At 63.1% G+C, this 14208-nt stretch carries 12 protein-coding genes; 7 read left to right on the top strand and 5 right to left on the bottom strand.

The features are described 5' to 3' along the window. The first annotated feature begins 1079 nt into the window (after positions 1-1079). Entirely contained in the window at positions 1080-2153 is a 1074-nt protein-coding gene (locus tag CQ020_RS23640) for a formylglycine-generating enzyme family protein (RefSeq protein WP_105694279.1), read from the top strand. 55 nt (positions 2154-2208) lie between these two features. On the opposite strand, the gene CQ020_RS23645 is transcribed toward CQ020_RS23640, so the two are convergent. From CQ020_RS23645 to gatC, 4 genes are all read right to left on the bottom strand, one after another. Continuing rightward, entirely contained in the window at positions 2209-2766 is a 558-nt protein-coding gene (locus CQ020_RS23645) for a DUF5666 domain-containing protein (RefSeq protein ID WP_105694280.1), read from the bottom strand. Positions 2767-2843: 77 nt separating this feature from the next. Continuing rightward, positions 2844-4352 carry an Asp-tRNA(Asn)/Glu-tRNA(Gln) amidotransferase subunit GatB gene (gene gatB, locus CQ020_RS23650; RefSeq protein ID WP_024820228.1) on the bottom strand — a complete coding sequence of 503 codons (1509 nt, stop codon included), beginning with the start codon at positions 4350-4352 and terminating at the stop codon, positions 2844-2846. Beyond that, positions 4352-5905, bottom strand: a complete 1554-nt coding sequence (gene gatA / locus CQ020_RS23655; protein ID WP_105694281.1) for an Asp-tRNA(Asn)/Glu-tRNA(Gln) amidotransferase subunit GatA — start codon at positions 5903-5905, stop codon at positions 4352-4354. Before gatA ends, gatB begins: the two co-directional genes overlap by 1 nt. A 4-nt stretch (positions 5906-5909) precedes the next feature. Then, positions 5910-6206, bottom strand: a complete 297-nt coding sequence (gatC, locus tag CQ020_RS23660; protein ID WP_024820226.1) for an Asp-tRNA(Asn)/Glu-tRNA(Gln) amidotransferase subunit GatC — start codon at positions 6204-6206, stop codon at positions 5910-5912. 190 nt (positions 6207-6396) lie between these two features. Between gatC and CQ020_RS23665 the strand changes: the two genes are divergently transcribed. The 4 genes from CQ020_RS23665 to CQ020_RS23680 all read left to right on the top strand — a co-directional run bounded on the left by CQ020_RS23665 (position 6397) and on the right by CQ020_RS23680 (position 9858). Continuing rightward, on the top strand, positions 6397-6777 hold the full coding sequence (locus CQ020_RS23665) for a DUF6507 family protein (protein WP_146116697.1): 381 nt from the start codon (positions 6397-6399) through the stop codon (positions 6775-6777). Positions 6778-6787: 10 nt separating this feature from the next. After that, a complete protein-coding gene (locus CQ020_RS23670) occupies positions 6788-8761 on the top strand; it encodes an alpha/beta hydrolase (RefSeq protein ID WP_105694283.1) in 1974 nt (657 codons plus the stop codon). Then, complete coding sequence (locus CQ020_RS23675; protein ID WP_105694284.1) at positions 8758-9291, top strand: hypothetical protein; 534 nt, start codon at positions 8758-8760, stop codon at positions 9289-9291. The genes CQ020_RS23670 and CQ020_RS23675 overlap by 4 nt, the downstream gene beginning before the upstream one ends. Positions 9292-9402: 111 nt before the next feature. Next, entirely contained in the window at positions 9403-9858 is a 456-nt protein-coding gene (locus CQ020_RS23680) for a hypothetical protein (RefSeq protein ID WP_146116698.1), read from the top strand. Between the two features lie 158 nt (positions 9859-10016). Here CQ020_RS23680 and CQ020_RS23685 read toward each other — a convergent pair whose 3' ends face one another. Beyond that, positions 10017-11546 (bottom strand): CitMHS family transporter, encoded by a 1530-nt coding sequence (locus CQ020_RS23685; protein ID WP_105694286.1) that lies wholly within the window; start codon positions 11544-11546, stop codon positions 10017-10019. Between the two features lie 198 nt (positions 11547-11744). On the opposite strand from CQ020_RS23685, the gene CQ020_RS23690 reads away from it, so the two are divergent. After that, the gene (locus tag CQ020_RS23690) at positions 11745-13445 is read left to right on the top strand and encodes an ATP-binding protein (RefSeq protein ID WP_105694287.1); all 1701 of its coding nucleotides are present in this window, start codon (positions 11745-11747) and stop codon (positions 13443-13445) included. Next, on the top strand, positions 13438-14097 hold the full coding sequence (locus CQ020_RS23695) for a response regulator (protein ID WP_105694288.1): 660 nt from the start codon (positions 13438-13440) through the stop codon (positions 14095-14097). Before CQ020_RS23690 ends, CQ020_RS23695 begins: the two co-directional genes overlap by 8 nt. Positions 14098-14208: the final 111 nt, after the last annotated feature.

Genomic DNA, 14208 nt, shown 5'->3' on the forward strand with positions numbered 1-14208 from the left:
ATCGCACCCGTAGGAACCGGCGCGCAAGGCGGAAATAGGTGCGACGCCCACGCACAAGTGGTGCGCGAGGCGGAAACGGGAGCGGCCCCCGAACACAAGTGGCGCGAGGCGCGTTTGCGGCTCAAACGGGCGTCCTAGGCTCGGTTGCTTGAGCCCACGCACCCTTTCCCGCCGATCGCACCCGTAGGAACCGGCGCGCAAGGCGGCAACGGGCGCGACCCCTGAGCACACGTGGCGCGTGAGGCGGAAACGGGAGCGGCGCCTGCCACAGGTGGCGCGCCAAGCGGAAACAGGTGCGACGCCCACGCACAAGTGGCGCGCGAGGCGGAAACGGGAGCGACGCCCGAGCACAAGTGGCGCGAGGCTCGTTTTGCGGCTCAAACGGGCGTCCCAGGCCTGGTTGCCAGAGCCCACGCGCCCTTTCCCGCCGATCGTACCCGTAGGGACCGGCGCGCAAGGCGGAAATAGGTGCGACGCCCACGCACAAGTGGCGCGAGGCGCGTTTGCGGCTCAAACGGGTGCCTAGGCTCGGTTGCTTGAGCCCACGCACCCTTTCCCGCCGATCGCACCCGTAGGAACCGGCGCGCGAAGCGGAAACAGGTGCGACACCTGAGTACAAGTGGCGCGCGAGGCGGAAACGGGAGCGACGCCCACCCACAAGTGGCGCGAGGCGCGTTTGCGGCTCAAACGGGTGCCTAGGCTCGGTTGCTTGAGCCACGCACCCTTTCCCGCCGATCGCACCCGTACGAACCGGCGCGCGAGGCGTCAACGGGCGCGACGCCCACGCACAAGTGGCGCGCCAAGGGGAAACAGGTGCGCCCTCTGAGAACAAGTGGCGCGAGGCTCGTTTTGCGGCTCAAACGGGCGTCCCAGGCTCGGTTGCTTGAGCCCACGCACCCTTTCCCGCCGATCGCACCCGTAGGAACCGGCGCGCGAGGCGGAAACAGGTGCGACGCCCACCCACAAGTGGCGCGCGAAGCGGAAACGGGAGCGGCCCCCGAACACAACCGGCGCGCGTGTGACAGGCCGTCGGACAACGCTAAAGTACTTAGCAGGCGGACATCAGACAGAAGGTTGACATGGCAGATTGCTGTAGCCCAGGCGCCGACGCGCGGGTGCATTCCGAGTTGGGGCGGCCCCTCTCCCTGCGGACAGCCGGCGATCAACAGACGACGAGCACCGCCGTCGAGCCTCCAGCGGATGCTTCAGCAGCAGCTGGTCCAGCAGCAGATGTTTCATCATCTGAGGTTCGCGCAGCTGAAAGTGCGACGCCCTCAAGGGAGACAACCGACGTCCGGATTCCCGGCGGAACGTTCTCCATGGGAGATCCCTTCAACGAGGGCTACGAGGACGACGGCGAGTCACCTGTGCACGAAGTCCTCGTCTCACCTTTCCGCATCAGCGCCACCACTGTGACCAATGAAGAGTTCGCTGCGTTCGTCGAAGCCACCGGGCACCGCACCGAGTCGGAAATTTACGGAACGTCAGCGGTGTTCCATCTGGCGGTCAAGGCGGAAAAGAACCAGATCCTCAACCGGGTCAGCAACGTCCCGTGGTGGCTGAACGTCCGTGGAGCGGATTGGGCGCACCCGGCCGGGCCACTCTCAAGCTGGTCGGACATCCCCGATCACCCTGTCACGCATGTGTCCCACAACGATGCTCTGGCGTACTGTGAATGGGCCGGCCGCCGCTTGCCCACGGAAGCCGAGTGGGAGTACGCCGCGCGGGGCGGATTAGGCGGGCAGCGTTACCCGTGGGGCAACAACCTCCACAACGACCAATCAGGCGCCGACGCTCACAACTGCAACATTTGGCAGGGCGATTTCCCGTCCCGCAACTCGGTGGACGACGGCTACCTCACCACTGCGCCTGCAATGTCCTTCCGTCCCAACGGCTACGGGCTTTACCAAACCAGCGGGAACGTCTGGGAGTGGTGCAGCGACTGGTTCCTGCCCAAGTACTACAAAACGTGCCTGGCCCAAGGAACCGTGGAAGACCCACAAGGCCCCAGCATCGGACGGGGTCGGGTCATGCGGGGCGGCTCGTACCTTTGCCACGACTCCTACTGCAACCGATACCGGCTGGCAGCCCGCAGCTCCAACACGCCGGACTCAGCCAGCGGAAACCTGGGCTTCAGGACAGTGGCCCTCTAAATACAGTGGCCCTCTAAATGCTGCCCGGGCCTTGGTACCAATGAGGGCGGCGGTACTACTGGGGGCCGTGCCCGCGCTTATGCCCGTGGCCCTTGGTACCGGCCGGCAGTTCGCCGGACACCACCTTCGTCGCCGTCACCGTTTCGCCGTTCTTGGTGCCGCTCACCCGCACTGTGTCCCCGGCCTTGAGATCAGCAGCGGTCGCTGACGGCAATGACGGCCTGCCTTTGCCGTTCCGAAGCTCCGACAGGTTGGCTGGGACTTTCGCGATGCGAGTCTCTGCAGTAATGGCGTAGCGCTGGGTGAAGCCGTCTTCGCTCTTGACGGTCACCTCGGAGCCGCTCACCGAGTCGATGGTTCCGGTCTGCGTGAGAACAGTACGGTAGCTCCCGTCCAGTTGCTTGACCACGTGCTCGCCGTGGATCGCCTTCCCACGGCCCTCCGTGGACTTGGCTGCTCCTGACCCGGACGGGCTGGGCGAGGCAGAAGGGCTCGACGGCGAAGGGCTGGGTTGGGTGCCCGCCCACACAGCGGCGGCACCGCCACCGGACAGTGCGACGGCAATCGCACCGGCCAGAAGGCCCCGACGAAAGCTTGGTTTGAGAGTGGCCATGCATCCATTGTGCGCCCAAAGCAAAGTAGGCCGCAGCAATAACTGCGACCTACTTTGATGGGAAAGAAAACTGGCTTTTAGCCCTGGACGCCGAGCTTCTCCAGAATGAGTTCGCGGACGCGTCCGGCATCTGCTTGACCGCGGGTGGCCTTCATGACACCGCCAACAATCGCGCCAATGGCTTGGACCTTGCCGCCACGGATCTTCTCCGCGACGTCCGGCTGTGCTGCCAGTGCGGCGTCGATGGCTTCCAGAAGGGGACCGTCGTCGGATACAACTGCGAGGCCGCGCTTCTCAACGATGTCAGCCGGGGTACCTTCGCCAGCGAGCACGCCGTCCAGGACCTGGGTTGCCATCTTGTTATTGATCTTGCCGTCTTCGACCAGCTTGTTCAGCTCCACGATGACCTGCGGCGTGACACCGAGCTCGGAGGGGTCGACGTCGGCAACCTTGGCGCGGCCAACGATCTCGCCCATCCACCACTTACGGGCAACGTCGGCAGACGCACCAGCTGCGATGGTTTCCTCGATGGAGTCCATGACACCGGCATTCACCACGTCGCGGAATTCCAGATCCGAGTATCCCCAGGCTTCCTTGAGGCGCTTGCGGCGCTCGGCCGGGGGCTCGGGAAGGGTGGCCCGGAGTTCTTCCACCCATTCACGGGAGGCGACGACGGGAACCAGGTCCGGCTCCGGGAAGTAGCGGTAGTCATCAGCGTCGGACTTGGGCCGGCCCGACGTCGTCGAACGCGTGTCCTCGTGCCAGTGGCGCGTCTCCTGGATGACCGGTTCGCCGGAATCCAGGACGGCGGCGTGCCGCTGGATTTCGTAACGGACGGCATGTTCTACGGCGCGCAGCGAGTTCACGTTCTTGGTTTCCGAACGGATACCGAACCGCTCGCGGCCGTGCGGGCGCAAGGAAACGTTGGCGTCACAACGGACGTTGCCGCGCTCCATCTTGGCATCGGAAACACCGAGATTCTTCACGATCTCGCGCACGGCGGCGACGTAGGCCTTGGCCAACTCAGGCGCGCGGCTGCCGGCACCCTCAATTGGCTTGGTGACGATCTCGACCAACGGCACACCGGAACGGTTGTAGTCCACCAGCGAATAGTCGGCGCCCTGGATACGGCCTGCTGCGCCACCCATGTGGGTCAGTTTGCCGGCGTCCTCTTCCATGTGGGCGCGCTCGATCTCCACGCGGAACACCGTGCCGTCCTCAAGTTCAATGTCGAGGTAACCGTCGTAGGCGATCGGCTCGTCATACTGGGACGTCTGGAAGTTCTTGGGAGTGTCCGGGTAGAAGTAGTTCTTCCGGGCGAAGCGGCACGTCTCGGCGATCTTGCAGTTCAGAGCAAGGCCTATCTTGATGGAAGACTCCACAGCGGTCTTGTTCACCACCGGCAGGACGCCAGGCATGCCCAGGTCAACCTCGTTGACGTTGGTGTTCGGCTCATCACCGAAGACGTTGGGAGCCGAGGAGAACATCTTGGTCTTGGTGTTGAGCTCCACGTGGACCTCAAACCCCAAAACGGGATCGTACTTCTCCATGGCCTCTTCGAAGCTCAGAGTTGCATCGACGGACATTAGTTGGAACCTCCGGCGGTGGTGGTGGCAGAACCGAGGACAGGTGCCTGCGCAAGCATCGGGCCGCCCCACTTCTCTTCAAGGATGGACTCGAGGACCGCACCTACGCGGTAGAGGCGGGCGTCCTGGCGGGCAGGAGCCAGCAGTTGGATACCAACGGGCAGCCCGTCTTCGTCAGCCAGGCCACCCGGAAGGGACAGACCCGGGATACCGGCAAGGTTCGCCGGGATGGTGGCGACGTCGTTCAGGTACATTGCCAGCGGATCGTCCAGCTTCTCCCCCAGTTTGAACGCGGTGGTGGGCGCCGTCGGGGAGATCAGGACATCAGCCTTGGCGAATGCGGCGTCGAAGTCGCGCTGGATCAGCGTACGGACCTTCTGCGCCGAGCCGTAGTAGGCGTCGTAGTAGCCGGCGCTCAGCGCGTAGGTACCGAGGATGATGCGTCGCTTCACTTCGTCACCGAAGCCGGCGGCACGGGTAGCACCCATAACGCGCTCAATGGTCATGGGACCGTCCTTGGGCAGGACGCGCATGCCGAAGCGAACGCCGTCGAACTTGGCCAGGTTGCTGGACACCTCGGACGGCATGATCAGGTAGTAAGCGCCCAGGGCGTACTTCAGGTTGGGGCAAGAAACCTCAACGATTTCAGCACCGGCATCCTTCAGCAGCTGCAGGGACTCGTTGAAACGGTTCTCGACGCCGGCCTGGTAGCCCTCGCCGTGAAGTTCCTTGACGATGCCGATCTTCATGCCCGCAACGTTGCCCACGCGGGCAGCGGCAACAAGGTTGTTGAACGGGTCTGTCAGGGACGTGGAGTCAAAGGGGTCATGGCCACCGATGACTTCCTGGAGGAGCGCCGAGTCCAGCACAGTACGGGACACCGGGCCGATCTGGTCCAGCGAGGATGCCATGGCAATGGCACCGTAACGCGAAACTGCGCCGTATGTCGGCTTCACGCCAACGGTTCCGGTCACAGCGCCCGGCTGGCGGATGGAACCGCCGGTGTCCGTACCGAGCGCCAGCGGCGCTTCAAAAGCGGCGACGGCGGCAGCGGAGCCACCGCCGGAACCACCGGGAATCCGGTCGAGGTCCCACGGGTTGCGGGTGGGGCCGTAGGCCGAGTGCTCCGTGGAGGAACCCATGGCGAACTCGTCCAGGTTGGTCTTGCCCAGGATCGGCATCTTGGCGGCGCGCAGCTTCTTCACGACGGTGGCGTCGTACGGGCTGTGCCAGCCCTCGAGGATCTTAGAACCAGCCGTCGTGGGCTGGCCGATGGTAACGATGAGGTCCTTCACGGCGATCGGGACACCAGCAAGGGCGTGCAGCTCTTCGGCGGCGGAACCGCCAGCGGCGCGGGCAGCATCAACCTCGGCCGCAACAGCCAAAGCCTCTTCGCTATTAACGTGCAGGAACGCATTAACCTGGCCGTCGACGTCGGCAATGCGGTCAAGATGCGCCTGCGTCACTTCGACGGCGGTAACCTCGCGGGCAGCCAGCTTCGCAGCGAGGTCGGCAGCAGAGTGGCGGATGAGTTCGTTCTTCAGTTCAGTCATGTGATTAGCCCTCATCCAGGATTGCCGGGACCTTGAAACGGTTCTCGAAGGCATCCGGAGCGCCGGACAACGCCTGCTCAGCCGTAAACGTATGGCCCACGACGTCCTCACGGAAGACGTTGGTCAACGGAATGGGGTGTGACGTCGCCGGGACGTCCTCCCCCGCAGCTTCGCTCACGCTCTTCACCGAATCCACAATGACAGCAAGCTCAACGGCCATCCTGTCCAGTTCTTCGGCACTCATTTCAATGTGAGCCAGACGCGCAAGATGCGCGACGTCGTCACGGTTGATCGCAGCCATGGATCTCCCCTGCAAAGTTCAAATGGTTTTCCGAACCAGTCTACTTGGGTTGGGTGTGCCGGTCAGACGGGAATCCGGCAGCCCAATTTTTGGATTCTTCGTCACGTTTAGAACTGATAGCCCACTCCTAGATATATATTCATGCCCGAATTAGTCATTTCGATCGATTTACAGGGTTTGGGGCGACATTTTGGAGGCAGTTGTTTTGGTGTACGACATTGATACTGGCAGGTCGCTTGCCGTTGTGGCTGCGGCGAAGCAGCGTACTGGCGGCCTCGGGCCAGCTCAGGCAAGGTTGCGGCATATCTGTGATGAGGTCAGCGGGGCCCTCCGTGAGGGTCCGGTTTATGTGGCCCTCCAGCTCTGCGGGGAGACGGTGTTGATGCCTGGCTTACAGGGTTTGGCGCAGCGGATCGCGAACATTTTTAGTGGGGCGCAGGCAGCTATTGCAGCGTATGTTGCCGGTGATGAGCAGATGGCGGCCACGTCCTCGGCGCGGGCTGGAAGCGTGGTGGGCGGGTCGGCGTTGGGTTTGCGGGTGGACCGGTTCCGTTCGTTGCCGGTGAGTTAGGGGGCTGGCCGTGCATGAGATTGATGTCTGGGTGTTGGATGGGTGGCCGGATCCTGGGGCGCTGGAGGAAGCAGCGGTTCCCTTGCTGGAACAGGCTCAAGGCATTGTGAATGTGGTGCAGGCTGCGGCGTCGGAGTGGTCGGGCCTGGGTGATGCTTACCGGGCTGCCGAGGCGGCTGAGCTGTTGGCTGTTTTCGGGACCCCGACCCGGGTGAGTGAGGGGCTTCGGACCGGTTTGGCTGTCGTGTACCGGGCGTTGATGGGCTATGCCGATACGGTGCGGGATTTGAAGCGGCGTCGGGGTGTGCTGTTGGAGGACATCAAGGACTTCCGGCAGCGTACGCAGTTGCATCTGGGGGAAGCTGCGGTTTTTGATGGAGTTCCGGATCGGCAAGCCTTGGGAGGCAGCTCTGGCGCGTCGGTGGCGCTGGAGCTCGGAGAGTTAAGGCAGCGGGTTTCTTCACTGGCGGCCGCGCATGAGCAGGCCGAGCACGACTGCGCCAGGCTGATTGATGGTGTGCGCCCGATTGATGGGTCGGTGCCGGTGTATTACGACGGCGGGATGGTCACCGACGCCACGGTGGAGCGGACCCGTTCGCGTTTGAAGGACTTGGAAACCGCTGAAGTAGTCGGTGCTGCCAGGTCGGTGGAGATGCTGGAGTTGTGGAAGACGTTGACACCAGGGCAGTTGCTTGATTACGGGATGGCCGAGTCTGATTTCCTGCGGTCGGGGTTTACTTCGCCTCCACTGGTGGGGCAGGTAAGGGACTGGTGGGCGGGGTTGTCCGCGGAGCAGCAGGCGGCGTTGCTGGTCGCCGCACCTGGGGTGATCGGCAACCTGAACGGTGTCCCGTACAAGGCCCGGGCGAAAGCAAACCGGGTGAACCTGGATTCAGTATTCAAGGACCCCCGGACCAGTGACGCGGACAGGGCTGCGTTGGAGGTGATCTATGACGCGCTGGAGCCCCGCAAAGGAAACGATGAAGATCCCGCGGCGCCACGCAGTATGGTGTCCTTCACTCCGGAGGAGAACGGCAAGCCACTCGTCGCTGTTGCGATCGGGGACCTGGACACGGCAACCAACGTGACCTGGAACGTCCCGGGCATGAAAACCACCGTGGCCGACGGGCTCGAATCATGGACGAAATCGGCGCAGGATCTATACGACGGACAAGTGTTCGCTGACCGTGCCAACGGTGATACCGAGTCGAACGCGGTTGTGTCGTGGGTTGGGTATGACAGCCCGGACGCGCCGCCCAGTACTGAGGTGCTGTCAACGGAGTTGGCCAAGGCCGGCGGGGCTAAGTTGGCCGAAGCGTTGGACGGCTTCACCGAAACCCGGGCCAATGCAGGGGATGACGGCGGTGGGCCGCAGTTGAATGTGCTGGCCCACTCCTTCGGGACCACCACGGCTTCCTACGCGCTCAAGGCCATCAAGCACGAGGTTGCCACGGCGACGTTTTTCGGTTCCGCGGGTATCGCCTGGCGGGATATCGGCTCGGCGGCGGACCTTCACGTGGCCAAGGACCCTGCTGGGCAGCCGGAGGTGTATGTGACCGCGGCAGGTCATGACCGGGTGGCACCGTTGGGGATCGTCGGTAGCGGGTTGCGGGGACGGGAGGGCCGGTGGAACCCGTCTGATGACTGGTTCAGGGGCAAGAATTTCTCCTCCGAAGGCGGCTACGACCCCGAGACCGGCAAGGTCTACACGCGGACTACCGGGCACGACGCCAAAGGTTGGGCTGCCGAGGGTAGTGCGGATTCGGTGTTGGCCGCCACCGGCGGCCACGGCTACCTGGACCCGGACACCGAGTCAGCGAGGAACATTGCCCTGACCTCCACTGGGCGCGGTGATCTGATCCAGGAACTGATCCCCCTCCGCCGCGAGGAGAAGCCCGGATTCGGAGGTATGGACTTCCCCAAAGGGCCCTTGATCGATCGTGATCTCACCTCGGAAGAACTCCGAGAGGAACTGCGCAAATGACCAAGACAAAACCCAATCGCAAGGTGTTGTTGGTATCGATAATGCTGGGGTGTTTGATGATGACGGGGTGCGGCATGAACTCAACAAATGGTGAGCGACAGGGTGAGCCTGGACCTGGAGAGCGTAGCGCCGAGGAGGTGTTTACGGAATTCCTGGATGCCATGGAGGACACCGTCCAGCACTCAGGCACGTCGTGGCCAGGGTGGGATCGTAACGACACAGCAGATTACGTGTCTGAACCCTGCGGGGTACACTCGCGGGCCGACGGCCGGTTGTATCAGCGCCAAATTGAGGGCGGCCCGATTGATGATCCGCAGGCTGCGATGGTCCGGATGAAAGCCCACTTGGAAAAGAAGGGCTACACCATCGGAAACATCTACGACAACGGCAATCCAGCCACGGGGGTCCAGATAAACGCACGAACGCCCAGAGGCCTGCTGGTGCAGTTCTCACCCACACCCAACGGGAGCCTGATCAAGGTGATGGGCGAGTGCACCTTGGATCCGGTGGCTCGAAAGAAGACCACCTAGGTGGCCGCCTCGCCCCAATCCCGCGCACCAGGCAGCAGACATCCGCACGGCTTGCAGCAGTTTTTGATCTCGCTACTCACAGCGGGATGTTTGATGATGACGGGGTGTGGCATGAACTCAACGAATAGCGGACAACCCGACGAGCCGGGTCCTGGAGAGCGGAGCGCCGAGGAGGTGTTCACGGAATTCATGGATGCTATGGAGGACACGGTCCAGCACTCAGGGGCTAACTGGCCCAACTGGGACCGCCAGGACACATCCGGCTATTTCCCTCCCCCGTGCTCAGTTCGCACCCGGGACGACGGCCGTGCCTACCAGACACAGATCGAAGGCGGACCTGTTGATGATCCACAGGCAGCGGTGGACCACATGAAAGCCCACTGGAAATCAAAGGGCTACACGATAGGAAACATCTTCGATGACGTGAACCCCGCAACCGGAATGCAGATCAACGCACGAACGCCCAGGGGCATGCTGGTCCAGTTCTCACCCACACGCAATGGGAGTCTCATCAAAGTGGTTGGCGAGTGCACCTTGGACCCGGCCGCCAGGAAGAAGACCACCTAGGTGGCTACTTCATCCCGATCCTGCTCACACGGTCCCAGCCAGGCCTCTACGCCAAATCGCGGGTCCGCTGCACAATACGCCGTTGCTGAACGGCGAATTGGTAGCGAACCCGCGAACTCGACACCGAGATGCTCGGTTTGAGATGAGGCGTTGGCTGCTTAGCCGATGCCGATTGCTCCGGTCAGGACTCCCACGGCCAGCATGACTACCGAGATGACTGCCGTGCGCCAAAGAACCTTCTTGTGGTGATCGCCCAAGTCCACTTTGGCGAGGGAGACCAGCAGGAGGATCGCAGGGACCAGCGGGCTCTGCAGGTGGAACGGCTGCCCGGTGATGGAAGCACGGGCCATGTCCACTGCGTCCACGCCATAGTGCGCGGCGGTTTCGGAAAGGACCGGCAGGACCCCGAAGTAGAAGGCGTCGTTGCTCATGAAGAACGTCATGGGGATGCTCAACAGGCCGGTGATGACTGCCATGAACGGACCCATCTCCGCGGGAATGATCTGGACCAGCCACTCGGACATCGCCTTGACCATGCCCGTGCCGTTGAGGACGCCTGTGAGGACTGCGGCGGCCATGACCATGCTGACCACGGCCACGATGGACGGTGCGTGGGCAATCAGCTGGGCGCCCTGGTCCTTGACCTTGGGGAAGTTGACCAGCAGGGCAATCGCGGAGCCCACCATGAACACGAACGGCAGCGGAACGATGTTTGCCACCAGGACCACCATGACGGCGACGGTCAGGCCCAGGTTGAACCAGAACAGCTTGGGCCGCAGAGTGGTGCGGTTGGGGTCCAGCGCGGTGTCAGCCATCGCGGTGTCGTGATCGTCCACCAGCGTGGCTGGGTCTTCGAGAACCGCGACGCCGGAACCTTCGCCGGTGCCCGGTTTGACTGCAGTGGTGCCCGGCTTGCCCGAAGTTGACGTTGAGCCGTTGCGGCCAAAGCCGAAGCGGCCTGCACCGAAGCCTGAACCTGAGCCCGAACCGGCGGCGACGGAACCGCCGCGGCCAGTGCCGCCGTCGAACGCGTCAGAAGGATCGGCGACGTCGCCCCAGATCTCGGGAGCGGTGGTGCGGAGGCGGTTGCGTTCCTGCAGGCCGAGCAGCCAGGCGAAGACCAGAACGACGATGAGGCCAACGATGAGTGAGGGGACCATGGGCACGAAGACGTCGTTGACGTCGAGCTTGAGCGCGGTTGCTGCGCGGGCGGTGGGGCCACCCCACGGCAGGATGTTCATGGTGCCGTTGGCGAGGCCGGCAACGCAGGTGAGGACCACGGGGCTCATCTTGAGCCGCAGGTACACCGGGAGCATTGCTGCAGTAGTCAGGATGAAGGTGGTGGAGCCGTCGCCGTCCAAGGAGACGGCCGCCGCCAGGACGGCAGTGCCGAGGACAACCTTGGCGGGGTCGTTACCGAGCTTGCGCAGGATGAACTTCACCAGGGGGTCGAAGAGTCCGACGTCGATCATCAGTCCGAAGTAGATGATGGCGAACATGAGGAGCGCGGCCGTGGACGTCATGGACTTCATCGAGTCCATGACCATGTCGCCGATGCCGAGGCCCGCCCCGGCGAAAAGGCCGAAAACGGTGGGGACGATGATCAGCGCCAGGACTGGCGTCAGTTTTTTGGTCATGATCAGGACCATGAATACCGCAACCATTGCGAATCCAAGCAAAACCAGCACGGCCGGCTCCTTACTACTGTGAATGGCGCCACGTCGGTGTGATGCGCACTACAGACAATATGGTGGTGCCCGTCACTGGCCGGGGTTTCCGGGAATTGTTGGGAATACTGCTCGTTGCGAACGTTTTGCGCATTGTGCTCAGTGATTCAATGGTTCAGGAGGAAAGGAGCGAAGGTGCCGCGCAACAGTCGTATCAGCATGCGTTTCTCCACCCAAACCCTTCTCCTCCAGTTGGGGGTGGTCCTGCTGGTTGTCCTGTTGAGCGGGACTGTCCATGCCTGGCTGGTGTACGAACGGATCGGCACCGAAGCCGAGAACCAGGCGCTCACCCTCGCCAGGACAGTCGCCGCGGATCCCGATATCAGGTCCGGCGTCCAAGCCATCAGCAAAGAAGAAGGTACGCCTCCCCCGAATGTCCTCGCGTCCGGTCCCCTGCAGGCTGCGGCCGAATCCGTCCGGATCCGCACCGGAGCATTGTTCGTGGTCATCACGGATGAAACTGGCCTGAGGCTGGCACATCCGGAAGTCGCCCGGCTCGGGGAACGAGTCAGCACGGACCCCTCCGTGGCACTTGGCGGCGAAGAAATCACCACCCGCAACACGGGAACACTGGGACCATCGGCCGGGGCGAAAGTGCCGGTGTATGCGCCCGGGAGCTCCGAGACCATTGTGGGCGAGGTCAGCGTTGGCTATTCAGTGGAATCGCTCAGCAACAGCTTGGCCCGCGACATCGTGCCGATCGCCCTCACTGCCGGCGGTGCCCTGCTTGCCGGTATCCTTGCGTCCTTCCTGCTCCGGCGCAGGCTGCAGCGGCTCACTCTCGGTTTGGAACCCGAGGAAATCAGCACCTTGGTCCATGACCAGGTGGCGGTGCTCCAGGGTGTGGATGATGGCGTGATTGGCATCGCCGCGGACGGACGTATTTCGGTGTTCAACGCCGCCGCCGCACGGCTTCTGGACATGCCGGACGCGACTGGTCAGGACTGGGCATCCGCAGCGGTTCCCCAACAGCTCAAGCAGCTCACGCAACCGGCAGCCCGCGACGCCGAAGCCGTGGAAATCGTGGTTGGCGGACGCGTGGTGGTGGCCAGCGCGCGCAAAGCCTGGCACCGGCAAGAGGACCTCGGTTGGGTGGTCATGCTGCGGGACCGTACGGAATTGCAGCAACTCACCCGTCAGCTCGACGCCGTAGGCACCATGTCCACGGCCCTCCGCGCCCAACGCCACGAATTCGCCAACCAACTACACACCATTGCCGGGTTCATGAGCATCGGCCAGCACGACGCCGCCAAGGAGTACTTGGCCAGAATCTCAGCCACAGGGCCCCTGAAGTTCCCGGTGGAACAAGCCGAGCTGCTCCAGGACACGTACCTTCAGGCTTTCGTTGGCGCGAAGGGCGTGGAATCCTCGGAGCGCGGAGTGACCCTCCGGATTGGCCCCGAAACCTTGGTCAGGGGCCACGTCGCCGATCCCCAGGACGTCACCACAGTGCTCGGCAACCTGATCGACAATGCGGTGAGTGCCGCCGTCGCAGGCTCTTCAAGGGAACGCTGGGTGGAGGTTGAGCTGCTGGACGACGCCACCACAACCGGCGGGACCCTCCACATTGTGGTGGGCGATTCAGGCGACGGTTTGGGGAGCCTGGAACCGGAAGAGGTTTTCGCTGAAGGATTTACGACGTCGGAACAACCGGTACGCTCGGGGGCTGGACAAGGTTTGGGGTTGGCCCTGGTGCGGCAGCTTGCGCGGCGGCGTGGCGGAGACGTCCGCGTCCTGGAGCCCGGCACCAAGGGTGGTCCGGGCGCCGTGTTCATGGCCACCATCCCTGGCGTCATGGACTCCGCGGAGCCCACCGGAGTAAAGACCGACTCAACGTTGAGGAAGGACAGCAATGGCTGAGGATTTGCGGGTGCTGATTGTGGACGATGACTTCCACGTGGCAAGACTCCACGCAGCTTATGTGGATTCCGTAGCCGGTTTCATGGCCTTGGCGCCGGCGGGATCCGTTTCCCAAGCACTGCAGGCCATCCACAGCCTGCGTCCCGATCTGGTGCTGTTGGACGTGTATCTGCCGGATGGCTCCGGCTTGGACCTGTTGGGTCAGCTGGATGTGGATGCGGTGATGCTGACGGCTGCCTCTGATGCCCAATCCATCAAGGTTGCCTTGCGGCGCGGTGCCTTGGGCTACATGTTGAAGCCCTTCACCGCCGAGTCCTTGTCTCAACAGCTCAGATCCTACGCACGGTATCGCCGTATCCTCGGTCAGCAAACAGCGGTTGACCAGATCACCATTGAGCGCGCCAAACGGTCTCTGATTCCGGGCGATGTCACACCGTCAGCGAAGCCCCGTTCAGCTACGGAAGCCGCAGTGCTGGAATCCTTGCTTCCCGGCGAACAGTATTCAGCTGCCGAGGTGGCCGAAAGGGTTGGCGTCTCCCGGGCCACGGCGCAAAGGTACCTGTCCTCGCTCGCGGACGATGGCGCCGTCGACATTCAACTGCGGTACGGAAGCACGGGCCGCCCGGAACACCGTTACGGCATCCCCGCCTGACCCAAGTAGCTCGCATTTGTGCGCGTTTTGAGGGCGCTGAATCATGCGGTGATCGCAACACCTGATCATTGAAGGGTGTCGATTGCCATGGTGAAGTTCACGAATCGTTTA

This window comes from Arthrobacter sp. MYb23 (assembly GCF_002979775.1).
Lineage (GTDB): Bacteria > Actinomycetota > Actinomycetes > Actinomycetales > Micrococcaceae > Arthrobacter.